Source organism: Burkholderia sp. BC1, assembly GCF_052683555.1.
This window is the reverse complement of sequence record NZ_JBQYLP010000011.1, coordinates 94,068-120,003: the sequence shown is the minus strand read 5'-3', so window position 1 is coordinate 120,003 and position 25,936 is coordinate 94,068. Positions and strand designations below refer to the sequence as shown.

Below are 25,936 nucleotides of genomic sequence, written 5' to 3'. Positions count from 1 at the left end.
GACCAACGATGACGACGATCGATTCGACGCCGCGCGCAGGCGCGTGGCGCAGCCGGGCGGCGCGTGCGCTGCTCGCGGGCGCGCTCGCGCTGCTGGCCGGCTGCCAGAAGGAGCTGTATTCGGGCTTGTCCGAGCACGACGCGAACCAGATGATCGCGGTGCTCGGCGACGCGGGCATCAGCGCGTCGAAGGACAACGACGCGCGCGATGCGTCGGACCGCAACGCGTGGCAGGTCAGCGTCGCGGACGGCGACATGCAGTCGGCGCTGACCGTGCTGCAGGCGAACGGGCTGCCGAAGCCGAGCTACGCGAGCCTCGGCGAGCTGTTCCAGAAACAGGGACTCGTGTCGACGCCGGCCGAGGAGCGCGTGCGCTATCTGTACGGCGTGTCGCAGGATCTGTCGCGCACGCTGCAGGACATCGAAGGCGTGATCGTCGCGCGCGTGCAGGTCGTGATCCCCGAGAACGACCCGCTCGCGGACAAGATCAAGCCGTCGTCGGCGGCCGTGTATATCCGCTACCGGCCGGGCGTCGATCTGCGCGCGATGGCGCCGATGGTCAAGGATCTCGTCGCGCACAGCATCGAAGGGCTGCAGTACGACAACGTGTCGCTGTTCCTGCAGCCGGCCGCCGCGCGCGCCCCGCGCGTCGACGGGATCGGCAGCGCGGTGTCCGACATCGTGCGGCTGCGCTCGCCGCTCGGCTGGCTCGTGTTCGCGCTGATCCTGCTGACCTGCGCGGTGATCGCGCTGTCGGCGGCACGGCGCGGGATGTTCGGTGCACGGCTCGCGGCGCTGCTCGGTGCGCCGCGCGGCGGCAACGGCGCATCGAACGCGCCGCCGGACGCAGGTGCGCTGCGCACGCCGGACGGCGCACGCGACGGCGCATGAACGACGGCACATGAACGACGGCACATGAACGACGCACGCGTGCCGCCGCCCGACGCGGCCGATCCGCTGCCGTGGCTGCAGCCGCTCGCGCCGCCGCCGGCCGCGCGGCGCGCCGCGTTTCACGCGCTCGTCTGCGAGTTCAACCTGCGGCCGGACCGCTATCTGCACGTGACGCGCGTGCCGGACGACTGGCCCGCGCGCTACCGCGCGCCCGACGCGTTCGGCGCGGCGGGGCGCAAGCTGCTCGCGCGCCATCTGCTGGCCGTGCATGGCGTCGCGGGCCGTCACGACTTCGACGTCGCGAACGCGTGCGCGCGCGTGGCGCTGCTGCCGGGTGCGGCGCTCGAGCAGCTTGCAGCCTATGCGGGGCTGCTGCTGCATCGCGGCTGGCTGCGCGACGCGCTGACCGTGCGGCGCATCCGCGCGGAAGTCGCCGCGAAACTCGGCGGCGATGCGCTGACGCTCGCGCTCGAACGCGCGCCCGAGTTCGGCGCGCTCGCCGATACGCTCGAACCGTGGCGCGCCGAGCCGGCCATGCTGCCCGCCGTGATCCGCGCACGCGGCGGGCGGCTGCTGGCCGACTTCATCGGCGCGGCCGGCGACGCGGTCGCACGCCGCGTGCGGCTCAAGTTCAACCGCGCGATCGACGACGAAGCGCCGTACTGGCTCAATCGCGCGCAGCGCGACCAGTTCGGAGAACTGCTGTTCCTGTTTCTGATTCCCGAGAGGCTTGCGTCATGGGACTGGCTTTTCTGATCACGAGCGACAACCTGCAGCTGCTGTCCGAGCGCAAGGTGCTGAAGGAGCGCGAATACGCGGCGCTGCTCGACGCGTCCGCGGTGATCGCGACCGCGCGCGACGAAGCGCAGCGGATCGTCGCCGATGCGCAGCGCGAGTTCGAGCGGCGCCACGCGTCCGGCTACGAGGAAGGGATGCGCCGCGCGCAGCGCCAACAGGCGGCGCAGACCTACGCGCAGGCGCTCGCGGCCGCGCGCACGATGGAGTCGATGAAGGACGCGATGGCCGAGATCGTCGTGAAGGCCGTGCGCGCGATCGTCGGCGAGATGAGTACGCAGAAGCTGTACGAGGCTGCGCTGGCGCGCATCGCGCCGCTCGTGCGCGACGAGGCGTTCGTGACCGTGCGCGTCGCGCCGGGCCGCAGCGACGAAATGCGCGACGCGCTCGAGCGCGCGTTCGCCGCGCAGACGAACCGGCAGAAGATCCGCATCGTCGAGGACGCGCAGCTCGCGCGCGACGCCTGCGCGGTCGAAACGCCGTCCGGGCGCATCGACGCGAGCCTCGATCTGCAGATCGACGCGCTGCGCCAGGCGATTCGCCGCGACGCGTCGCTCGGAGCCGCGCGATGAACGCGCCGCACGACGAAACGCCGCCGCCCGGCGACGATGCGGCTGCCGATGCGGCCGACGCGCCGTTCGACCGCGGCCGGCTCGTCGGCGATCTCGATGCGGGGCTCGCATTTTTCTCGCCGGTGTCGGTGCAGGGCCGCGTCAATCATGCGGTCGGGCAGATCCTGAACGCGACCGGCATTCGCGCGAAGCTCGGCGAGATCTGCGAGCTGCGCACGCCGAATCAGCCGACGCTGCTCGCCGAAGTGGTCGGCTTCTCGCGACAGACGACGCTGCTCACGCCGCTCGGCGACGTGGCCGGCCTGTCGCCGGAGACGACCGTCGTGCCGTCCGGCCGCGAGCATGTGTTTCCGGTCGGCGAGGCGCTGTTCGGCCGCGTGCTCGACGGCCTCGGTCGGCCGCTCGACGATCGCGGGCCCGTGACCGGCGCGACCTGGGTGTCGACGCAGCAGGATCCGCCGAACCCGCTCGCGCGACGCATGATCGACACGCCGTTTCCGACCGGCGTGCGCGTGATCGACGGGCTGATGACGCTCGGCGTCGGGCAGCGCGTCGGCATCTTCGCGCCGTCGGGCGTCGGCAAGAGCACGCTGCTCGGCATGATCGCGCGCGGCGCGCAGGCCGACGTGAACGTGATCGCGCTCGTCGGCGAACGCGGGCGCGAGGTGCGCGAGTTCATCGAGCATGCGCTGTCGCCGGAGGTGCGTGCACGCTCGATCGTCGTCGTATCGACGTCCGACCGGCCCGCGATGGAGCGCGTGAAGTCCGCGCTCGTCGCGACCGCGATCGCCGAGCATTTCCGCGATGCGGGCAAGCGCGTGCTGCTGCTCGTCGATTCGCTGACGCGCTTCGCGCGGGCGCAGCGCGAGGTCGGCCTCGCGAGCGGCGAGCCGCCGACACGCCGCAGCTTCCCGCCGTCGACGTTCGCGGTGCTGCCGCGCCTGCTCGAACGCGCCGGGCAGGGCGCGACCGGGTCGATCACGGCGCTCTACACGGTGCTCGTCGAAGGCGACGAGGAATCCGACCCGATCGCGGAAGAGGTGCGCTCGATCCTCGACGGCCATATCGTGCTGTCGCGCAAGATCGCGCTCGCGAACCGCTATCCGGCGATCGACGTGCTCGCGAGCCTGTCGCGCGTGATGCCGCTCGTCGCGAGCCGCGCACATCAGCAGGCGGCTGCGCGCGTGCGCGAACTCATCGCGAAGTATCAGGAGATCGAGCTGCTCGTGCAGATCGGCGAGTATCGCGAAGGCAGCGACCGGCTCGGCGATCTCGCGCTGCGTGCGCGCGAGGCGATCGGCGCGTTCTGCGCGCAGGCGCAGCACGAGGACGTGCGCTTCGACGCGCTGCTCGCGAAACTGACGAAACTGGCGAACGATCATGTCTGAAGCCGACGACCGCCGCGTGCTCGCGACGCTCGCGCGCCTGAAGCGCGTGCGCGAGATGCGCAGCCAGATCGCGCGCGTCGCGGCCGCGCGGCAGCAGCGCGTCACCGCGCAAAGCCGCCACGCGCTCGATGCCGCGCATGCACAGCTCGCGCGGCAGCTGGCCGCGAAAGCGGCGATCCAGACGCGCCTCGCCGACGACGCGCGCGACGCACGCACGCTGCAGGACGCCGCTGCCGATACGCGCACGTTCGACCGGCATATCGGCGCGGCGAATGCGTCGGTCAACGAAGCGGCGCACGTGCATCGCGGCCATGAGGCGACGCTTGCCGAGCTGCAGCGCGCGGCGCGCAAGGCGAAGGCGGCCGAGGACAAGCTCGAGCGCGCCGGCGAGAAGGCGCGGCATGCGCGCGCGGCGCGCGTCGAGCGCGATGCCGACGAAATCGCCGACGCGTATGCGGTGCGCCGTTTCGCGACGCCCGGCGTGTGGGCGGCGGGCGCCGGCCGACATCCGGACGCCCGCCGCGACACGCACGCGGAGGCCGCCGCGTTCGACGCCGCCATGACCGCGCAGAAACCGGCGGACGCGCAGGCCGGCACGCAGGGCGCCACCGCGAAACCGTCGGACGCGGCGCAAGCCGGCACGACCGATGCCGCTGCGCAGCCCGCCCCCGCCACCGCCGCCGCCGCGGAGCGCCGATGCTAGATCACGCGTCGGGTTTCAACGACCTCGCCGGCACGCTGCGGCCGCTGCTGTACGTGATGCCGCGCCTGCTGCCGATCATGTTCGTCGTGCCGGTATTCAACGAGCAGATCGTCACGGGCCTCGTGCGCAACGGCCTCGCGGTCGTGATCGCCGCGTTCGTCGCGCCCGCGATCGATGCCGCGCAGGTCGCGTCGCTGCCGTTCGTCACGTGGTGCGTGCTCGTCGCGAAAGAGGCGATGGTCGGGATGCTGCTCGCCGGTGCGTTCAGCGCGGTGCTGTTCGCGATCCAGGGCGTCGGCTACCTGATCGACTTCCAGACCGGCAGCGGCAGCGCCGCGTTCTTCGATCCGATGGGCGGCCACGAAGGCGGCCCGACGTCGGGATTCCTGAACTTCGTCGCGATCGCGCTGTTCGTCACGGCGGGCGGGCTGCAGGTGCTCGTGCAGCTGTTCGCGCAGTCGTACGCGTGGTGGCCGATCGGCTCGCTCGGCCCCGACTTCTCGTCGATGCTGCAGACCTTCGTCGTGCGGCAGACCGACACGATCTTCGAATGGATGGTGAAGCTCGCGGCGCCGGTGATCATCGTGCTCGTGCTCGTCGAACTCGGCATCGGGCTCGTCGGCCGCGCGGTGCCGCAGCTCAACGTGTTCGTGTTCTCTCAGCCGCTCAAGAGCGCGCTCGCGGTGCTGATGATGGTGCTGTTCCTGCCGGTCGTCTATGCGTCGCTGCATGCGCTGCTGAGTCCCGACAGCGGCCTCGTCGCGCTGCTGCGCGCGCTGTTCGCCGCGCACGGCGGCGGCGCGTGAGCGCGCAGCGCGAAGCGGAGCGCCGATGAGCGAAAAGAACCAGCAGCCGACCGCGAAACGCCTGCGCGAGGCGCGCGAAAAAGGCGACGTGCCGAAGAGCGCGGAGACGATCTCGTCCGCGTTCTTCGTCGGCGTCTGCGTCGCGCTCGCGGTCGGCGTCGGCACGCTGTTCGGGCGGCTGCAGGCGCTGTTCCGGCTCGTGTTCGACGCGGCGGGCGCGGCCGATCCGTCCGCGCGGATCGCGACGCTGATCGACGCGGCCGCGCGCGACTGGGCGACGCTGTCCGCGCAGATCGTCGCGGCCGGGCTGCTGCTCGGCGTGCTCGCGGGCTTCGTGCAGGTCGGCGGCGTGATGGCGTGGAGCCGGCTCGTGCCGCAGCTGTCGCGCCTCAATCCGGCCGAAGGGCTGAAGAACCTCTGGTCGCTGCGCAACCTCGTGAATCTCGCGAAGATGCTGCTGAAGACGGCACTGCTCGTCGCGACGCTCGGCTGGGTGATCGTCGAGTCGCTCGATCCGTCCGTGCAGTCCGGCTTCACGCGGCCGATGTCGATCCTCGCGCTGATCGTGAAGCTGCTGATGCTGCTGTTCGGCTGGGCCGCGCTGATCTACGTCGTGATGGCGCTGATCGACATCGTCCATCAGCGGCACGAGTTCAACCGCAAGATGAAGATGTCGATCGACGAAGTGCGGCGCGAGCACAAGGAGGACGAAGGCGATCCGCACATCGCGGCGAAGCGCCGGCAGCTCGCGCGCGAAGTGCAGTTCGCGTCGCTGCCCGATCGCATCGGATTCGCATCGGTGGTCGTCTATTCGCCGCGCGTCGCGGTCGCGCTCTATTACGGCGGGATCGGCACGCTGCCGTGGGTGCTCGCACGCGGCGAGGGCGACGCGGCCGAGCGGATCGTGCGGCTCGCGCGCGACGCGCTGCGTCCGACGCTCGCCAACGTCGGCCTCGCGCAGGCGCTCTACGACACGACGCCGGAGAACGGCACGATCCAGCCGCAGCATTTCCGCGAGGTCGCGCAGTTGCTGAAATGGGCGACCGGCGCGCCGTGACGCGCGCCGGCAGGCGCGGCCTGCTCGATATGTCCCCTTGCACTACCGTGCACGACGGCGCTTGACGCCGGTTTTTTTCCGGCGCTGCGTGCCGTTTACCGCGGAATTATTGCTGAATTATTTCTTCGTAAGATGGCGCGACCGTCATGCCGAACGGCGGGCCGCAGGGTCGCGTCGCGCAGGGCGGGTAGTCAACAGGGGCGGACAGGATACATGTGCGGAATCGACGGCTTTCTGAATAGCGTCGCCTTCGATGAGGAGACAGCGCGCGGCACGCTCGCGCGGATGACGGCGAGCCTCGCGCATCGCGGACCGGACGCACAGGGCTTGTGGGTCGATCCGGCGGCCGGGATCGCGCTCGGTCACCGGCGGCTCGCGATCGTCGACCTGTCGGTGCACGGCCGGCAGCCGATGGCGTCGGCGTGCGGCCGCTACGTGATGGTCTTCAACGGCGAAATCTACAACCACCGCGAACTGCGCGCGCAGCTCGAGCGCGTCGGACGCGCGCCCGCGTGGCGCGGCCATTCCGACACCGAAGTGCTGCTCGCTGCATTCGCCGCGTGGGGCGTCGACGCGACGCTGCGGCGCGCGACCGGGATGTTCGCGCTCGCGCTGTGGAACCGTGAGTCGCGCGTGCTGACGCTCGCGCGCGACCGCATCGGCGAGAAACCGCTGTATTACGGGCGGATCGGCGACGCGCTCGTATTCGCGTCGGAGCTGAAGGCGCTGCGCGCCTATCCGGGCTTCGACGGCGAGATCGATCGCGACGCGCTGTGCCTGTATCTGCGGCATTCCGCAGTGCCCGCGCCGCATACGATCTATCGCGGCATCCGCAAGTTGCCGCCCGGCAGCTGGATCCAGTTCGAGCATGCGCAGGACACGCCGCGAATCCGCACGTACTGGGCGCTCGAGCACGCCATCGATGCCGGCCATCACGAGCCGTTCGCAGGCACCGCGGCCGAGGCCGTCGACCGGCTCGACACGGTGCTGCGGCAGGCCGTCGCGCGGCAGATGGAAGCCGACGTGCCGCTCGGCGCGTTCCTGTCGGGCGGCGTCGATTCGTCGACGATCGTCGCGCTGATGCAGGCGCAGTCGGCCGCGCCCGTCGACACGTTCACGATCGGTTTTCACGAAGCGGGCTACGACGAGGCCGGCTACGCGAAGGCCGTCGCGCGGCATCTCGGCACGCGCCATACCGAGCTGTACGTGACGGCCGATCATGCGCTCGACGTCGTGCCGAAGCTGCCGGCCATCTACGACGAGCCGTTCTCCGACGCGTCGCAGATTCCGACCTTCCTCGTCGCGGAACTGACGCGCCGGCACGTGAAGGTCAGCCTGTCCGGCGACGGCGGCGACGAGCTGTTCGGCGGCTATACGCGCTACTTCCTGACGCCGCGCCTCTGGCGCAAGCTGCATCGCGTGCCGGCGGCCGTGCGCACGCGGATCGCCGGCGCGCTGCACGCGCTGCGACCCGATCATGCGGACCAGCTCGCGGCTGTCGCGCAAGGCGCGTGGGGCGGCGGCGAACTGCGCGAATCGCCGACGCGCATCGGCGACCGGCTGCACAAGCTCGGCCACGTGATGACGGCCGACAGCCGGATCGGGCTGTACCGGCTGCTGATGTCGTCGGTCCATCATCCGGAGCGCATCGCGCTCGCCGGGCACGAGCCGCCGACGCCGCTCGATACGGTGTCCGCATGGCCCGTGCATCTGAGCTTTGCCGAGCAGGCGATGGCGATCGACACGCTCACCTACCTGCCGACCGACATCCTGACGAAGGTCGACCGCGCGGCGATGGCGGTCAGCCTCGAAACGCGGATGCCGTTCCTCGATCATCACGTCGTCGAATTCGCGTGGCGGCTGCCCGCATCGCTGCGCTTGCCCGAAGGGCAGTCGAAGGCGCTGCTGCGCCGGCTGCTCGACCGGTACGTGCCGACCGAGCTGATCGACCGGCCGAAGCAGGGCTTCTGTGCGCCGATCGATCACTGGCTGCGCGGCGCGCTGCGCGACTGGGCCGACGCGTTGTTGCAGCCGTCGCGGCTGCGCGACGAGGGCTTCTTCGACGCGGCCGCGGTCGAGCGGCTGTGGCGCCAGCATCAGACGGGGCGCATGAACTGGCAGCATCAGCTGTGGACCGTGCTGATGTTCCAGGCGTGGCTCGACGCGCAGCGCGCCGCCTGACGAGGCGGTGCGCTGCGGGCGGCGCTCAACCGGCGCTGAACCGGCGCTCAGCCGACGTTGATCGGCGTGCCGATCGACAGGTGGCTCGCGTTGGCCGCGGCCGACGGATTGAGCTGCAGGATTTCGCGGAACGCCACGTTGTCCTGCTCGCGGTCCGACATTTTCCGGCGCTCGGCGGCCGATACGTGCGCAGCGTCGAGCAGCGAATCGCGGTGCTGATGCGCGATCACCCACAGCGAATCGCCCTGGACGACCAGGTAGGGCGTCGGCGACGGCGTGCCGCTCGGCGGCTGCGTCGATGCAGGCGGCGACGCGCCGGTCGACGGGCTGGCGGACGTGCCCGGTGACGGTGCGGTGGCGCTCGGTGCCGGCGTGGCTGCGCTCGGCGACGGCGACGGGGAAGCCGACGGCGATGGCGACGCACCGTTGGTCGGCGGAGCGACGTTCGATTTCTGCGGCGGCGGGCTGCTGCCGTTGAAATACGTGTAGAGCCAGTTGCCGACGTAGATGCCGAACGGCACGAGCACGATCGCGGTCGGAATCCGGCTCGTGACGGCCTTCGTCAGATTCGGCATGTGCGTATCGACGCGCGCCAGCGCGAGCAGCGTTGCCGACGCGGCGCCCGACAGCGCGATCGGCAGGCTCGTGGCGCTGGCCGCGCTCGCATAGCCGGCCGCGATCGACACGATGTCCGACGTCGCGTCGATCGCGCGCACCACGCGACTGCGGCGGTCGAGCGACAGGTTGCGCGTCGCGCCGAGATGGATGGCGGCCGTATAGCCGAGGCCGACCACCGCGCCGATGCCGCCGAGCAGCGGCGCGACCGCATGGCTCGCCATGAAGTTGTGCACCGCGATTTCGCCGAGGCCCACGTAGCCGGCCAGCGCCGCCGAGCGGCCGACCTTGCCGAACAGACGTCGCGGATTGCCATGGTGCATCTGCTGGATCGACGTGCCGCCGAGCACGCCCTGCATCTGCGCGATCATGTCGTTCGCGATCATCTTCGTATAGGCGACCGCGTCTTCAGCCGAAATCTTCTTGCTTTCGTGCAGCGCGAGCAGGCCGTCGACCTTCACGCGTGCCTCGTTCGCCAGCAACTGCAGCGACGCGCCGCGCAGGTCCTTGTCCATTTCATGCGCGTCGAGCTGGCTCTCGAGCCCGCGCACGAAGCGGTCGAGCACGCGCCGGAACAGGCGCGGATCGCCGCCCTGCAACGCGCGCACCGAGTCCTGATGAAGCGCCTGCACGAGACGGCCGGTCCGCGCGCCGACGAACAGCGCATTGCTCGTCTGCTTGAATGCCGGCGACGTCAGGCCGAAATGATGCGTGCCGAACCCGACGCCGAGGCCGATCGCCATCGACAGCAGGTTTTGCCGCGTGAACCAGGTACGCAGGCGGTCGGCCTGCTGCAGCCGCAAGGCATTCAGCTCCGCGTGCGCCGCTTGTTCGGGCGTGATCGGCACCTGCGGCCCGCTGCTGCCCGTGCGGCTCGACTGCGCGCTGACGAGGCGGCTGTCGCTGAGCGGCTTCGCGTCGTCGACCACGAGCTCCGGCTTCTGGACGATGTCGGTCCATGCGGGGAGCTTTGCCTGCAGACGTTGGGCGCGGGGCAGCTTCGTTTGCTGCGGGTTCTTGAGCTTGCTGCCGATGTCGCGCTGCCAGTCTTCGGTAAAGCTGCGGGCCGCCGACTCCCGCGCCGGCGCGCGATCGGGGTCGTTTCGCCACGCGCGCGTCGCGTAGTCGGCGACTGCATAGCGCGCGCGATTGAGCAGCTTCGTCGTGTTGCCTTCGTAGAGCCGATCGACGAGCGCGTCGATCTGGGCCGGCTTCATGCCGTTTTCTCGGCCGATCCGGTCGATTTCGGCGAGCAGCATCTGATGCTGCTCGACGAGCGTGTCGGGATCGATGCGCTCGAACACGCGCGTCAGCGCATCGGCGCCGTGGATACGCTCGAACGTCGAAGCGTCGTACCCGCGTCCTCGTACCCGATCGACGAGCATCTTCGCGAGCGCGGTCGTCAGTTCCTGATTCGCGATGAAGTCGGAGCCGTGCGTCGCATACGACAGCCCGACGTGCACCCATTTCAAGGTCGGCCGGTCGAGCAACTGGTTCACGAGTTCGACATGGCCGGCGCCGGGCACCGATTCCGGCACCGCGTCCCAGCCGTGGAACGTCACCATCACGTGCGGCGCGGCTTGGTCCGGATGCTTGACCGCCCATTTCTCGAGCAGCGAAGCGAGTCGCACGTAGTCGTGATACTGATCGTTCGTGCCGGCCTGATAGCGCTCGTCGACGGGCGACACGAGCGCGCGTCCGGACGCGGTTTCGAGCCGCAGCAGGAAGCCGCCTTCCGCGGCCGCATCGAGCCACGCATGCAGGTGCGCTTCGGTGAGTTCGTCGAGATGGACGACGTGGCCGTTCTCGCCCGTGATGGTCGCGGTCGCGTAATCCATCTTCGCGCGCGTCTGGTCGCCGAGCTGCTTCACGTCGTTGACGAATTCCTGCTCGTGCTTCTTGCCCTGCGCGGCCGCAAGCGTATGCGGATCGAGCACGATCGTCACGGCCGCGTTCGCCGCGCCGTTGCGGCGGATCTGCTCGAGGAACTGGCGCGGATCGTCCGACAGCCGATACGCGCGGCTCATCGGCACGACGCGGTACTGCACGTCGCGGCTCGACGCGAAGAACGACTTGATGATCTGCTTGTCGACGGCCACGGCGGCGCTCAGCCGGCGATGGAGATTCTTCCATTTCGGCACGGGTGCGAAGCGTGCGCCGCCTGCCGTGTAGTCGCGCGCGACGCGCAGCCATTTGCCGAACCAGCGCCAGGCCTGCGCGTCGGCCATCACGGCCGGCGGCGGCGCGTCGGCGGGACGATCCTGCAGCTCGAGCGGGCCCGCGCGCGTGTCGTCTTCGCGTTCGACGAACTTCTTCAGCCGCGTGACGTGCATGAGCGGATCGGGCCGGCCGCCGTCGCCGTAGCGCTGCTTCCATTCGATCTGCGTCGAACTGACGAGCGCCGGCTGGTAAGGCTTGATCTCGAGAACGGGATGCTCGGGCAGCGGCGCCTGATTGTTGCGCGCCGCTTGCCGCTCCCGCTCGAGCTGCGCCTGCATCGTGTCGCGTTCGTGGATCGCCGACGCCTTCTCGCGCGATGCCCAGTCGCGCAGCTTGTCCGCCCACGTGCGGTGCGATGCGTTCTGCAATTTTTCGAGGCGCTCGACGCGGCTGTTCAGCGCGTCCAGGCGCGTGCCGGGCGCGTAGGTGTCGATGCCGTCGGCCAGCAGCTCGGTCAGCAGCAGATGGACGTTCGCGCCGTAAGGCCCGCGGCCGATCGGCGACGCGTCGAGCGGTACGCCGGCGCCGCCGGTGTCCCGCCAGTCGTCGTGCCAGAACAGGTTGCCTTGCGCGTCCGGCACGAGTACGCCGTCGGGCGATGCGAGGCGGTGCGCGATCGGATCGGTCGTCCGGTACACGTACACGCGGTGCGTGTCGGGCGACAGCGCGCCGCGCTCGGCGAGCGCGAGCAGGTGCACGGCATTGTGGCCGCTGAAGTCGAGCGCGTGCGCGGCGCTCGCGGGCAACAGATGCGCGGCCACGAGCGCGTCGTGCAGCGCAGGGCGGCCCGCGGCGGCGCGGCGTGCGGGCTGTGTGGCCGCGGTTGTCGTTGCCGTGGCGGACGTGGCCGTCGTCGCGCCGGCCGGCGCGTTCGCAGCGCTCGTGCCGGCCGGCAGCGCGCCCGATGCGTTTTGACGACGCAGCAGCGCGGCCGTGCGTGCGCGCGTGAGCAGTGCGACGCGATGGGTGGCATCGGCGCTCCGCGCGATCAACGCATGGCTCATGTAACGCGGGCGCAGGCGCGACGGCAGCCGGTACGTCGTGTCTTTTTTCGGCGCGCGGATCGGATCGAAGCGGCCGATGCGCGCCATCATGTCCGGGCCGATCTCGGTCGCGATGAACGCGACGCCGCGCTGCCGCGCGCGCGACAGCGGGATGCGGTGGCGCGTGCCGCCGCGCCGCACGCGGGCGTTCACGCGCCGCTGGAACGCGTCGTCGAGCGGGCGCTCCTTGACCTTGGCGCCGTCGATCGGCGACTTTTCCTCGTAGTACCAGACGCCGCTGTTCGGATCGCGCTTCGCATGGCCGAGTATGTCGCCGGTCTTTCGATCCACCGCGTAGATGGTGTCGGCGTTGCGCGCGCCGGCGATGGCCTTGTTTGCATTCGAATAGTGCTTGACGGAGCCGAGCGCGTCGATCGCGGACGCGAGCGCGCCGTCGACGTGTCCGGTGGGCGACAGCTCGATCGTATCGCCGTCGTGCGCCGGTTCGATCCTGGACGGGCCGCCCATGTCGCGCAGCTCGGCGGCCGTGACCGGCGACCGATAGAAATCGAAGCCGCGGCGCGCGGCGGCTGCCGCGTCCGGCGTATTCGCGTCGGCGGCGCGCGACAGCGCATTGCCGAGCGCGCGGCGCTCGCCGTACGACAGCGAGCGGTCGCGCCGCGTGATCGTGATCGCACCGTTCGCGTCCACCTCGGCTTCCGCGATGAACTTCGGCGGCGAACCGGCGCTCGGCGGCGGATCGGCGCGGGCAATCAGCACGTGCGCATTGCGTCCGGTCTCGCGGGTCAGGTCGCGCAGCGCGGGCGAATGCGCGCCTTCGATGCGCTTGAGCGTGCGCAGTCCCCGCTCGTCGAGCCACGCGCGCGCGCGCTCCATTCGCGTGCTTGCGCGTGCGTTGCTGGCGGGCGCGGCAGCGGGGCGGTTGCCCGAGCCCGGCGCGGCAAGCTTCGGCAGCCGTGCATCGCCCGTCAGCGCGCGCGCCTGTTCGGCGTACAGCACGCGATAGGTCGGATTGCCGGGCAGCGACGTGCGCGTGTCGCCGAAGCGTTCCGCGAGCGCGTGAAGCGCCGCGGCATCGCCGCTCTCGTACGCATGGCGCGCGGCGCGGGCAAGCGCGTCCGGCAGATGCACGTGTGCGGCGATGTCGCCGCCGCCGGCCGCGAGAATCTCGTCGCGCACGCGATCCGCATTCACCTGCGCGCGCGCTTCCGCGAGCAGCAGGCTACGGACGTACGCTTCGGGGCTGCTGTGGTCGAGGCCGAGCGTGTCCGTCGCGATGTCGACGCTGTGCTGCACCTCGTGCGCGAGCGCGAACACGAGCGTGCCCGCGTGACGCGTGTTGCCGTCGAGGACGATCACGCGCCGTTCGGCGTCCACATACTGGCCTTCGCCGCGCGCGCCGAGCTTGACCTTCCAGCCGTCGCTTTTCGCGAGCCGCATCTGCGCGACGAGCGTCGGCGAACGCGACGCGAGCGCATGCGCGCGCATCCGCAGCACCGCGCCGCGGAACAGCGTGACGACGCGCTCGATCGTCCCGCGTCGCGGCGCGTACGCGCCATGCTCGGTCATCGCCGGGTGCGCGAGTCGAATGCGTCCGGTCGCGATCCCGGAATGAATTTTTGCGGCGACTTCGTCGATCCGGCCGAGCACGCTGCCTTCCGGATCGGCGCCGGGCAGGACTTCGCCGGGATCGTGCAGCATCACGTCGCCGTTGCGGCCGAACAGCACCTGGAAGTCGTACAGCAGATGGTGTTCCTGCGTGACGCGACGAATCTTCGCGAGATCGGCGAGGCCGCCGCGCGATACGACGCTCGGCAGGCCCACGTCGAACTCGACGTCGACGCTGCTGATCTGCGCGGACGGCTTCAGCACGACCGCGACGCGGTTCGCGACCGTGAACGGCCCGTCGGTGGTGCTGGTCGGCAGCTTGTAGACGTCGCGCAGCATCGCGAGCCCGCCCTGTTCGAGCTGGACGGCTTCATACGCGTCGACGAGACCCGAGATCGACTCGTCGCGGAACACGCCGATCGCCTGTCCGGTGCCGCCATCGAACACGGTCTTGTACGCGCCCGAGCCGAGCACGGGCCCGAGGAAATCCGCCGGATCGGCGCGCCGTGCGGGATCGCCGTCGACGTAGAGATCGCCGTGCACGCGGTCGACCGAGAGCTCGCCGAGCGACGGCTGGCGATAAGCGGCCGGCGCGTAGCGGTTCATCCCGGACAGGTCGGCCGGCGCGCCCGCCGCGCCGACCGCGTCCGGATGCGCGGTGTAGACCGGGCGCTGCCAGAGGTTCGCGAGCTGCGCGGCCGCGCCTTCGTTTGCATGCCGCGCCGACAGGATCGTCGTATAGCCCGTGTCCGAGGGCGGCGGATTGAACAGCGTGAACGCGTGCGGATTGACCGGCTGCCTGTCGGGGCCGAGCAGCGTGCCGTCGGGCAGCGTCTCGGCCGGCACGATCGCGAGACGCCTGCCAGGGTCGATCAGCACGCGGCCGTCGCGCAGGAACGACAGCGTGTCGACCGGCGGCGGGCCGCCGGCGCCGAACGGCGATGCGTCGTGCTCGACGTTGGCCTGCGACCACGCTGCGCGCTGCGCCTGGATCTCGCGCATCGACCGCGGTGCGCCGCTCTCGTCATGTTGCGCGGCGCGCATCTCCGGCGCCGGCATCGCGCGTGTGCCGCCTGTGCGGCCGCGATCGTATGCATCGCCGTAGAACGCCGTATAGGTCTTGCCGCCGGCGCCGGACACCGGCGCGTCGGCAAACGCATCGGCGAGCCGCGCGACGGTGGCGGCATCGTTCGCTTCCGGTCGCCACGCGTCGGCTTCGCGCTGCAGCGCGTCCGGCAGCCGCACCTTTGCGGCGATGTCGATGCCGCTGGCCAGCCGGATCTCGTAGCGTGCCTCGAACGCGTTGAGCTGCGCGCGTGCCTCGGCTTCGAGCGCCGTGCGCGTGAACCGGCCGCGGCTGCTGTAGTCGAGCCCGAGCGAGCCCTGGATGGCCTCGACCGCATGCAGCGCTTCGTGCGCGAGTACGTAGGTCATCGCTTCCGGCCCAGCGACCGCGCCATCGATCGTCACGCGCTTGCGTTTCGCATCGATCCGGCTGCCGCTGCCGGGCTTGCCGACGCGCACGCGCCAGCCGTTGCTGTCGAGCATCCGCAATTGCGTCGCCAGCGTGCTCGACTGCAGCGCAAGCGCGCCGACCTCGTCCGGCAGTGGCGCGCCGCCGACGCGCATCCGCACGCGCGTGATCAGCGACGGTTTTTGCACGAACGCGTCGGCCGGCAGTGTGTCGGCCGGCACCGCGTCGGCCGGCACCGCATCGTCGCGCGGCGGCTGCAGCAGCTCGGGTGCATGCAACTCGATCCAGCTCAGCACGCCGCGCTGGATGGTGTCGAGCCGCTGCCGGGACATCGAGTACGCAATCTCGTTGTGGCGGATCGGTCCGGGATCGCAGACCAGGAAGTCGCCCGTGCTGGTGAAGATGCCCTGCAGGTCGAAGCCGATCTTGTGCGCTTCGAGCACCTCGTGCAGCTTCATGATGTTCCGGATGCCGTCGCGCGAGACGACGGGCGGCAGCGCACCCGTCGCGAATTCGTCGCTATGGAACACACCGAGCGGGCGGACCAGCGCGGAGACGACGCCGCCGAGCGAGCGAAACGGCCCGTGCAGCTGCACGGTCCGTATGCCGAGTTCTTCGAGTGCTTGCAGCGTCCGATGTTCGTCGACCACGATCTGCTCGTCGGCCGCGCGCTGCGCATCGATCGTCGCCGGCGCCTGCGACGGGTCGAACGGGGGCGGGCTGTGATCGACCGTGACGAGCGCGGCGTCGTCGCCGAGTGCGAAGCCCGTTTTGCGCGCGCCTGCGCCAAGCAGTTCGCCGAGATGGTGCTCGACGTCGATTCGCGCACCCGGGTCGCCGTTGAGATGGACGCCGTTCGCATCGGCCGCGAGTTCGCCGAGCGCGTGCGGCGCGGCGGGCGCGGGATCGAAGCGGTGGAACACGCGCGTGTCGAGCAGTGCCGCATCGTTGCCGATCGCACGCTCGGGGGGCGCGTAGACCGAGCGCCGCAATACGTTCGCGAGCCGCGCGGCGGCTTCGTTGCCGCCGTGCTTCGCCGCGAGCACGATCGCTTCGGCATCCTTGACGAGCCGCCACGGCGCATTGGCGATCACGTATTCGTGCATGCCGACCGGCTTGCCGTCGACGAGCAGCGTGCCGTCGGGCAGCGTGTCCGCGTGCAGCACGACCATCCCGTGCTCGGGCAACTGCGCCGTGTGTCCGTCGCGGCGCGCGTTCAGTTCGGCTGCGTCGGGCGCCGGGCGGCCGTCGCCGAACGGCGACGCGAGCACGGCATGCGCGTGGCTCCACGCGGTGCGCTCGTCGAGATGCGCGCGGCCGCTCGGCGCGGCGCCGTCGCCCTCGGCGAGCATGTGCGGCGCCGGCATGCGGTGCGCAATGCCGCCGCGGCGCTTCTGGCGCGCCCAGACGTCGTCGTAGAACGCGCGGTAGGTCTTTCCGTCGTGGCCCGATACCGGCGCATCGGCGAAGCTGTCGGCGAGCCGCTCCACGGTGCCCGCGTAGTCGTGCGACGGGCCCTGCCAGTCGACGCCTTCGCGCGCGATCGGCTCGGGCAGAGACGCGTGTTCGGCGATGTCGACGCCGCTCGACAGCGCGATTTCGTAGCGCGCCTCGAACGCGTTGATCTGCGCGCGTGCCTCCGCTTCGAGCGCCTTGCGCGTGAAGCGGCCGCGATTGCCGTAGTCGACGTTCAGCACACCGGCCGTCGCTTCCACGGCGCGTCGCGCCTCGCTCGCGAGCGTGTACGTGATGCTGCCGGCATCCTCGAGCGCCCCGTCGATCGTCATCACGCGCTTGCGCGGGTCGACGTGACTGCCGCCGCCGCGCTTGCCGACCTTCACGCGCCAGCCGGCATCGCCGAGCATCCGCAATTGCGTCGCGAGCGTCGCCGACTGCATCGCGAGCGCCTGCGCCGCTTCGGGGAGCGGTGCGCCGCCGAAACGAACCTGCATCCGCGTGAACCAGCCGGGGCTCGGTGCCGGTCGATCGGCCGCCGCGGGCTCCGTCGTGTCCGGATGGGCGGCCACGAGGTCGGTATCGGGCGGCGCTGCGGCGTCGTTTGCGCTCGCGCGTCGCGGCGGCTTTGCGCCATCCGCGCGAGCGGCCGGCGATGCATGGTGCTCCTCCGGCGCCGTCCGGTCGCGTGCGGGCGCACGTTCCGGCGCATCGGCACGTTCCGGCCGCACGAGCACGAGCACGCGGTTCGGCGCGCTGAAGCGGCCGTCGAGCGCGTTGACGGGTTGACGCGTTGTCGCGGGTTGCGGCACCGCGCCTTCGTTCGGGCCGCGCTTGCCTGCGAGCACGATCACCGTGTCGTCGGCAGGCGGGCGCGGCGCATTCGCGTGCGGCGCTTCGTCGGCAGCCGCGGCGCCGGCCACGGCGCCGGTAGCGGCTTCGGTCTCCGGCGCCGGGTCGAAGCGCAGCACGCGCGCATCGGTGCGCAACTGGCCGTCGGGGCCGAACGCATCGGGCGCGGCCGCATAGACGGGCCGCTCCCAGCGGTTCGCGAGTTCGGGCGCGAGCAACGCATCGTGCTCGCCCGCGACGACGATGATCGGGTCCTCGAAATCCTGCGGGCGCATGCCGTCGAGCGTCGGCGCGTGCGACGCGGCGCCGTCGCGGACGATGTAGACGGTGCGGTCGCCGATCTGCATCGGCTCCGCGCGCGGACCGTTCGGCACCGCGATGCCGGCCGGGTCGAACGTCGCGGGCCGCGCGCCGGACGCTTGCTCCGCGAGATCGACGACCTTGACGTCGACACGCGGTCGCGCGGCTGCGGGCATGTCGCGCTTGCCGGCGCCGGCCGGCGTCTCGATGTCGAGCGGGCGATACCGCATCGCCCGGGCGTCGGCGCTGCGCCGGTTGCTGGCTGCGTTCGTCGCGTGGTCGGCGTCGCTTTGCTCATGCTGCTGGTCCACCCGTGCGCGCTCCTCGCTCGTGCGCCGCGCGCTGCGCGCGTTGGTGGCGGCGCTCGCCGTTTCGTCCTGCGCGGCCGTGCGCGCGAGCTCGCGCGTCGCTGGCTCGGCGTCGCGCGCGGCGGCGTACGCGTCGCGGGCCTGCTGCAACGTGCTGTCGAGCAGGTCGAGCCGCGTTCTCGCGACTATCTTCGGCGTGGTGCTCATGCCGCCGTCGGGGCCGAACGACAGGCGTTCTCCCGTGTCGGTCAGCGAGTCGATGCGCGTGCCGTTGGTCCAGTTCTTGTCGGAAGCCGATACGACCGACAGCTTGCCGTCCTCGCCGAGCACCACGGATTCGCCCGGCGGCAACGCTTTGCGCGACGCGCGGTCGAGCACGCGGATCGGCTTGTCTTCGTAGGTCAGTACCTTGTCGCCGACCATCAGCGTGCCGTCGGCCGAGACCGTCACGCGCTCGCCGTCGAACGTCACGCGATGGCGGCCGGCCGCCAGCGACGCGTCGCCGTCCTTGTTCAGCAGGCGTCCGATCATCTGGCCGTCAACCGTGACCGTCTTGCCGTTGGTCGTGCGCGCGACGAACGGCCTGCCCGTGCGATTGGCGACGGTCGTGACCGCGCGCTCCTTGAGGCCGCCGACGGCCATCAGCGCGACGTTGGTGAGGCCCGACTTCAGTTCCTCGCCGGCTTGCTTCGTGTTGCCGTTCCAGTAATCGACGCCGGCCTCGCCGAACGCCTCCACGGCGCCGCCGACGCCGGTCACGACCGCGGTAGCCTTCGCGCCCGTCGCCAGCACCGAGGCGACCTTCGGCGTGCGCGTGAGCGCGGTCACCGCGCGCGTGAACAGCTTGCTGCCGGCGAGCTTCGCGGCGCCGGCGGCGCCCATCGGCACCAGATTGACGAAATCCGCGCGTGCGCCGGCGTCGGTAAACGGGTTGAGGCTGCGGCCGTGTTCGGCGCGGTTCGCCAGATCGAGCCCGGCGCTCGTCATCGTCGCGCCGATCGCCGTGTACGTCATCGTCGCGCCGAGAATGTTCAGCGGCACGCCGACGATCGCGCCCACGCCGGTGCCGTCGAGCAGCGTGCCGAGACCTTCGAGCGCCATCCCGCCGATCATCATGCCGATGTTCAGGCCGGTGCTCGTCAGCGTATTGAGAAAGCTGTCGAAGCCGCTTTCGTGATGCGCGGCCTTCGATACGAGCTGCAGCGTGCCGTCCGCGTTGTGGCCGGTCGCGATATCGACCGTGCCGTCCGACGACAGCTCGTTGTTGTCGATATAGTCGTTGATGTCGTGGTAGGTGCTCGCCGTCTCGTCGACGTATTGCGTGCCGTCCTTGCCGGTGACCTTGAAGATCGCGCTCGTCGTCATGCCGTCCTGTTTCGACGCATAGACCATCGGCAGCACGTTCACCTGCGTGCTTTCGCCGCCGCCGATCGACAGCAGCTTGTCGCGCACCTTGTCGATCGTCGACAGCTTCTCCTTGTCGGTGAAGCGCGCGACGTCGTCCTTCATCGGCGATACGGGATCCGAACCGTCGCCCGACGATGCAGCGTTCTGCACGTCGGGCTGTATGCCGAGCGCGACGCCGATCAGATTGCGCTGCTCGTTTGCGGTCAGCGTGCCGAACGGTATCGCGTCGCCGTTGCTGGTGCTCGCGCTCGCGGCGTCGAGCAGCGAGTTCGACAGTTCGCCGCGATGCGCTTCGTAGAAATCGTGCAGTGCCTTCTTGTAGTCGTTCTCCGCGTCGGAGCCGGGCGCCGCGTAGCGCAGACGCTCGTCGAGGCCCGCGTCGAATCCGTCCATCAGCACCTGCTGATGCGACGTCTCGCTCAACAGCTGCAGACGCTGCACCGTGTTGTTCGCCTCGGTGACGTCCGCCTTCGCCTTGTCGAGCAGCGCCTGCTTCGGATTCGGCAGCGGCATCGACGGCGCCGGAATCATGTCGTCGCCCGCGACGACGCGAAAGCGCATCGGCGGCGGATTCGCGGCCGCCCAGTCGTCGTAGTCTTTCTGCACCGACTCGAGCGTGCTTTTTGCCTGCGTCTGCTGGACGCGGGCCTGGTCGAGCGCCGCATTGGTCGCACGCTCGTTGACTTGGTTCGACAGCCGCGCGTCGGCCGCGCGGATCGCGCCCGCGACGACCTGGATGCGCTTCACGTCGAGCATCGTCGGCCCGGTCGGCGCGGCCGGCGTGCCGGTGGACTGCGGCAGCAGGAACGGATGGTCGAGCAGCGGCGACGCCGATAGCGACGGCGTGCCGTTCGCGGCGGGCAATGTTGTCGACAGCGACGACGTCGGCACGCCGGACAGCCCGTTCGCGGTCGACAGCGACGGCGTCAGCAGCGGCGACTGCAGCGTCGGCCTCGTGAACAACGATTGCGCGCTCACTTGCGACTTGATCTGCGAGGCCTGATCGTCGTACTGCTGCGCGAGGCTTGCACCATATGCGGCGACGAAGCCGTCGTGCGCGATGTCCGCCTGCTGCCGCGCCTGATAGAGCTTCGCGTAGGCGTCGCCGAGGTCGAGGTCGACCTGCGGGTCCTTGATCATCGCGTGCGGATTGTTCTTGTGCCACGCGTTGGACGCATCCTGCTTCTTCGTATAGTCGGCCTGCAGCGTGTCGACCTGTCGCTGCGCGGACAGCATCTGCAGATAGCCGCCGCTCGTGTTCGCGGCCGTCTGCGCGCGCGCGAGCGCGGTCTTCGCGTCCGACACCGAAGTCGCGATGACGGTCGGTCCTTCGCGGCCGGTCACGCTGTCGTATTGCTGCTGTGCGTTCGCGAGCGTCAGGCTGTCGTTCGCCGCGCCGTATGCGGCGTTCGCGTAGTTCGCGTCCTTCGCGGCCGCCGTGACGGCCTGCTGCGCGGCGTCCGGCGAATCCGGCGCGTCCGGCATCGTGACCTGCAGACCCTGAGACTGCAGCGCGTCGTTGAGCCGGCCGACACCCGCATCGAGCGCCGCCTTGTAGTCGGGATCGGCGAGATAGGACTGGAACTGCGCATACGCGAGGTTCGAGTTCGTGACGTCCGCATAGTATTTCGACGCGCCGACGGCCGCCTTCGCGCTGGCCGTCTGCCAGTCGTTGTAGAGCCGGATCTGCAGCGGGTTCTTGCAGTCGCGAGGCTGTGGCACCCACTTCGGATCGTTCGGATGATCGGGGAACGCGGCCAGCAGCGCGTTGAACTTCTGGTCGGCCGCGTGCTGCGCGTCGCCCGGGTCCGTCACCTTGCCGGAATCGTCGAACTTCATGCCGGCCGGCATATCGGCCTTGGCCTGCTCGCCGTACAGGATCATGTAGCCGGCGTCGGTCGTCACGTTCAGCTCGCGCTGCGCGGTGTCGGCCGCCGTGCGCGCCTTCGCGTAGTCGGCCTGCGCGGTCTTGCGATCGTCGGCCGTCGATTCAGGATCGCGATTGACCAGATGCAGCACGTTCTGCGCGCCTTGCAGCGCCTGCGATGCGTTGTCGTACTTCGTCTGCGCATCCTGGATCGCCTTCTGCACCGCTCTCGTCTTGTCGTTCTCGACGGTGATGTCGGGCGGCGGCGCCGTATATTGCGCGGCCATGCTCTGGATCAGCGACGTCGCGGACTTGATCTCGGCGTTGGTCGGCTTCGACGGATCGGTGGCGAGCGAAGCGTCGACGGGAATCGGCGGCGTGACGGCCGGATTCGCGGGCCCGGCGGCCGGGTCGTCCTTCTTCGGCGGCGGCGGAGGCGGGGGCGGCGGCGCGACGACCGGATTCAGCGTTTCCGACAGGAAGCGCTGCCAGTTGACGCCCAGTCCCAATCCGTCGATCAACAGCATGCTCGTCTCCGTTGAACCGCGCGGCGCGCGGCACGCACGACGCCCGGCACGTCGCGATTCGATCCTCCGAGTGTACGGACGCGCGTTGTGGCGGGCGCGTCGCTGTTTCGTAGCGCGGCCACGCGACCGGCCCGCGCGCGCGGTGCGCGCTACGAGACGGGCGCGGCGCGCGGCGGCACCGCCGCGCTGTTGCACCGCGTCGTTCGCCCCGGAAAATCGCGCGCGCATGCAGCCGTCGTGCCGCGGGCGCTCATTCGGTCATTGATCGAGACACCGCACGCAAAGCCGCTTCGCCTGGCTCGCCGGCAGCCCGCGGCACATCATCACGACCGGCCGTGCATGGCACGACGGCGCGTCCGCGGACGCCGCCGGCGAGGCGAGCCGCCGCGCATGCTCGGGCGGTGTCGTTGCGGCCGCATCCATGCGCCGCTGGCGCGCGGGCAGCGGCACGTCGCGCACGACGGGGATCGGTTCGACGCCGCCTTCGCGCGCATTGCGCTGTGCGCTCGCGACGACGCGGCTCACGTAGCCGCTCGAGAACCCGGTCGTGAAATTGCCGCTGTAGTAGCACGACAGCGCGGCGCGCAACGCGGCCTGCGCGGGGCGACCGGTGCCGGACGAGCGCGCGAAGCACTCGGTCAGGATCGCGCCGCCGGCCTGCAGATTGCGGCACGGCTCGAACATCGTCGCTTCGTCGAGCCCGTATTTCGCGAAATTGCGCTCGTTCACCTGGGCAAGACCGACGCTGTAGCTGAAGCCGCGCGCGGCCAGCGCGCGCACGGTCGCGCGCGCCTCGTCGAGCGATGCCGGCTGGCGCGTCAGATGGCCGCCGACCACGCCGATCGCATAGGGATTGAAGCCCGATTCCGTGCGCACCAGCGCGGCGAGCGTGTCGGGATCGACGTTCGGCGCGCAGGCGCGCGCGAGTTGCGCGAAACCGCCGCCGCCCGACGACGCGTGCGCATGCGCGACGCGCGGCGGCACGCAGGCGAACGCCAGCGCGACGAGCGCGACCGTCGCGCATAGCGCGGCGGCTGCGCTGTGCAGGCGGCGCGCGTTCATCCCGTCCCCGCGACGCGGTACGACAGCACGAGCCCGTGCACGAGCAGCGACCAGCCGTCGAGCGCGACGAACAGCAGCAGCTTGAACGGCACCGAGATCGTGGTCGGCGAAATCATCTGCATCCCGAGCGCGAGCAGGATGTTGGCGACCAGCAGATCGACGACGATGAACACGATGTAGATCACGAAGCCGATCTGGAACGCCTTCGTCAGCTCGGCGAGCGTGAAACTCGGCACGAGCACGAGCAGATCGTCGTCCTTGATGCCGTCCGCGCGGTTCTTCGGCCAGACCGACGTCGCGGTCCGCACGAAGAATTCGCGGTCGCGCTGCCGCGTATGCGATACGAGGAAATCCTTGATCGGCGGCAGCGCGGCATCGGCGAGCGCGCCGACATCGGCGGTCGACAGTTGCCCCGACGCGTCGAAATGGCGCGCCTGCAGCGCATCGCGGATCGACATCCCGACCGGCGCCATGATGAACAGCGACAGAATCAGCGCGATGCCGTTCAGCACGAGATTCGGCGGCACCTGCTGGACGCCGAGCGCCGAGCGTAGCAGCCCGAGCACGACGACGAGCTTCGTATAGCTCGTCACCATCAGCGCCGCGAACGGCGCGATGCCGAGCGCGGCGATGACCGCGATCAGCGCGACCGGATTCGGCAGATTGCCCATCGTTCAGCGCTCGCGCGGCGCCGGTTGCGTCAGCGTGACGACGCGCACGCCGAGCTTCTGGCCGACCGCGATCAGATGGCCGGTGCCGATCAGCATCCCGTTGGCGACGAGATGGATCACGCTCTGGTTGATCCCTTGCTGCAGCTCGATCACGGCGCCGGGTTGCAGCGCGCTCAGCTCGCCGAGCGGCATCGACGTCGGCGGCAGCTCGAAGCGCAGGTCGACCGCGAGGCCGTCGAGCGCGCGCGGCGCATCGGCCGGCGGTGCGTCGTGCGCGGCGCCGGTCGCGGGCGGGGTATCGGTGCGGGTCGGTTCCAAAGGCATCTCCCTGATTCGTTCGACGGTCAGCCGGCTGCCCGACGGCCGTCCGGTGATCTCCCACGCGGGCGCGGCCGGCACGCGCGCGACGCACAGCAGGTTCTGCTCGTGCGCGTGCCAGCGCTCGATCGCGATGATGTCGCCGCCGACGACGTCCGCGAGCTCGGCCATCGTCAATTCGGTGCGGCCGATTTCGAACACGAGCGGCACCGGCAGGCTCGCGTACGCGGCGTGTGCGTCGGGCCGCGCGGCCGGCGCGGACGCGAAGAACACGGCGAGCGCGTCCGGCGCATCGAACAGCAGGGCGCCGTGGCAGCGCCACGCGCCGTCGGCGCGACGCAGCTCGAAGCGCAGCGCGGACGGCGACGCGTGCCACGCGGGCGCCGGTTCGGCGGGCGGCAGCAGTTCGACGCGCTGGCGCGTGGCGGCCTGCAGCGTCGCCGCGAGCGGCGCGCCGAGATCGGCGAGCAGCGCCGCGCGGATCACGGCCGGGACGGCCGGATCGGCGGCGTCGCCGAGCCATTCGGTTTCCGCGAGCGGGTCGAGCCACAACGTGCCGGTGGCGGGCCCGACGACGAACCGGTAGGCGTGCGCGTCGGCCGCCGGCTCCGCGTCGACGCGCCAGCGCACCGCGTACGCCTCGTTGCCGAGCGCGATCGGCACGGCGGCGGTGGCGCCGTATGCGTGCGACAGCCCGCGTGCGGCCGCGGCCGACACGCGCGGCAGCGCGGGCGACGCGTCGAGCGGCAGCACCGCGGCGGGCGGCGTCGCGCGCGTCGTGGCGGCGGACGGCGCGGCGCGGTCCGCGGCATCGTCGGCATTCGTCAGGAACAACGCAGGCACGGCGGGATCGGAGCGAATTCGGCGTGAGTTCGACGGGTTGTTGTGGCCGGTGGCGCAGGTCGCGCGCGGCTGCTGCGTCGATTGTAGGGACGCAGCCGTGCGCGTGCGTCGCCGGAATCCGTAGTCGTGCGCGTCGTGTCGTCGCGCGGTGGGTGCGGATTTACGAGGCGCCATGAGCGGCGCTTTGCGCGACGGCTGGAAGGCGATCGCCGCTCTAAGGCGGCGATCGTGTCGCGACCGGAACCTGTCGCAGGGCAGGCGAGCCGCGCGATGCGCGTTGCATCGTGTCGTCTCGCTGTGGGGGAGCGGCGGCCGGCACGCCGCATCGCGCGGCGCACCGGTCGATCGTTACAGGTAATCGGCCGATATCGCCGCTTGCGGCGCGGGGCGCGCGAGCGGTGCCGCGTCGTGGCGCTCCACGTGCGTCATCGCCGCGCCGAACAGCACGAGGCGATAGCCGACCGCGTAGATCGGGATGATCCGCAGGTTCTTGTCGTGATCGAGCTGCAGCTTCGAGCGGATCCGCGAGATATGCGTATCGAGCGTGCGCGACGACACCGCGAGTTCGCGGCCCCACACGGCCTCCTGGATCGCCTGCCGCGGCACGATCTTGTTCATGTTGTCGAGCAGGAATTCGACGACGTCGAATTCGCGCGGCGTCACGTCGACAGGCTTCTCGTCGATCTCGATGGTGCGCCGCACAAAGTTGATTTTTATGTTGTCGATGTACAGGTATTTGCAATCCATGATGGCCCTCGCTGTCCGTAAAGGATTGTTGGCGAGCTGTTTACTGCAACTTCCGGGCCAGACGGATCGGCGGCGACGCGCGCCCATGAGCGAATCGCGCGCGGGCGTTGAATTCAAACGCACTTTCGGTACTTTGCCGGCGCAGGGCGGTACGCGCGCGGCGGCAATCTTGAAGGATTGTTACGTAGCGCGGGCGCGCAAACGTTACGCACGTTACGGCGCATGTAACGTAGCGGGCGCGGAAGGCGGGCGGAAAGGGCACCGGG

At 70.5% G+C, this 25,936-nt stretch carries 13 protein-coding genes; 8 read left to right on the top strand and 5 right to left on the bottom strand.

Translation table 11 applies throughout. The annotated features are described in order from the left end of the window. Nucleotides 1–8: 8 nt before the first annotated feature. From sctJ to asnB, 8 genes are all read left to right on the top strand, one after another. Complete coding sequence (sctJ, locus tag ACSHSS_RS08095) at nt 9–890, top strand: type III secretion system inner membrane ring lipoprotein SctJ (protein ID WP_035955342.1); 882 nt, start codon at nt 9–11, stop codon at nt 888–890. A 24-nt stretch (nt 891–914) separates the two neighbouring features. Next, nucleotides 915–1,646, top strand: coding sequence for a SctK family type III secretion system sorting platform protein (locus ACSHSS_RS08090; protein WP_445544822.1), 732 nt, complete (start codon nt 915–917; stop codon nt 1,644–1,646). Then, nucleotides 1,628–2,257 (top strand): type III secretion system stator protein SctL, encoded by a 630-nt coding sequence (sctL, locus tag ACSHSS_RS08085; RefSeq protein ID WP_445544821.1) that lies wholly within the window; start codon nt 1,628–1,630, stop codon nt 2,255–2,257. Before ACSHSS_RS08090 ends, sctL begins: the two co-directional genes overlap by 19 nt. After that, on the top strand, nt 2,254–3,645 hold the full coding sequence (sctN, locus tag ACSHSS_RS08080; RefSeq protein ID WP_217117049.1) for a type III secretion system ATPase SctN: 1,392 nt from the start codon (nt 2,254–2,256) through the stop codon (nt 3,643–3,645). Before sctL ends, sctN begins: the two co-directional genes overlap by 4 nt. Beyond that, a complete protein-coding gene (locus ACSHSS_RS08075) occupies nt 3,638–4,348 on the top strand; it encodes a hypothetical protein (protein ID WP_445544820.1) in 711 nt (236 codons plus the stop codon). Before sctN ends, ACSHSS_RS08075 begins: the two co-directional genes overlap by 8 nt. Continuing rightward, nucleotides 4,342–5,154 carry a type III secretion system export apparatus subunit SctT gene (gene sctT, locus ACSHSS_RS08070; RefSeq protein WP_006415941.1) on the top strand — a complete coding sequence of 271 codons (813 nt, stop codon included), beginning with the start codon at nt 4,342–4,344 and terminating at the stop codon, nt 5,152–5,154. Before ACSHSS_RS08075 ends, sctT begins: the two co-directional genes overlap by 7 nt. Nucleotides 5,155–5,179: 25 nt before the next feature. Further along, nucleotides 5,180–6,211, top strand: a complete 1,032-nt coding sequence (locus ACSHSS_RS08065; protein WP_006415940.1) for an EscU/YscU/HrcU family type III secretion system export apparatus switch protein — start codon at nt 5,180–5,182, stop codon at nt 6,209–6,211. 213 nt (nt 6,212–6,424) lie between these two features. Next, entirely contained in the window at nt 6,425–8,392 is a 1,968-nt protein-coding gene (asnB, locus tag ACSHSS_RS08060; protein ID WP_445544819.1) for an asparagine synthase (glutamine-hydrolyzing), read from the top strand. Between the two features lie 47 nt (nt 8,393–8,439). Here asnB and ACSHSS_RS08055 read toward each other — a convergent pair whose 3' ends face one another. The 5 genes from ACSHSS_RS08055 to ACSHSS_RS08035 form a co-directional block, all read right to left on the bottom strand. Then, complete coding sequence (locus ACSHSS_RS08055; RefSeq protein WP_445544818.1) at nt 8,440–22,029, bottom strand: LWXIA domain-containing protein; 13,590 nt, start codon at nt 22,027–22,029, stop codon at nt 8,440–8,442. Nucleotides 22,030–22,287: 258 nt separating this feature from the next. Beyond that, nucleotides 22,288–23,091: a lytic transglycosylase domain-containing protein gene (locus tag ACSHSS_RS08050; protein WP_048804509.1), complete on the bottom strand. Its 804-nt coding sequence runs from the start codon at nt 23,089–23,091 to the stop codon at nt 22,288–22,290. Then, nucleotides 23,088–23,762 carry a type III secretion system export apparatus subunit SctR gene (gene sctR, locus ACSHSS_RS08045; RefSeq protein WP_054316100.1) on the bottom strand — a complete coding sequence of 225 codons (675 nt, stop codon included), beginning with the start codon at nt 23,760–23,762 and terminating at the stop codon, nt 23,088–23,090. Before sctR ends, ACSHSS_RS08050 begins: the two co-directional genes overlap by 4 nt. 3 nt (nt 23,763–23,765) lie before the next feature. Next, complete coding sequence (gene sctQ, locus ACSHSS_RS08040; RefSeq protein ID WP_445544817.1) at nt 23,766–24,923, bottom strand: type III secretion system cytoplasmic ring protein SctQ; 1,158 nt, start codon at nt 24,921–24,923, stop codon at nt 23,766–23,768. A gap of 348 nt (nt 24,924–25,271) precedes the next feature. Then, a complete protein-coding gene (locus ACSHSS_RS08035; RefSeq protein WP_006415618.1) occupies nt 25,272–25,670 on the bottom strand; it encodes a winged helix-turn-helix domain-containing protein in 399 nt (132 codons plus the stop codon). Between the last annotated feature and the right edge of the window lie 266 nt (nt 25,671–25,936).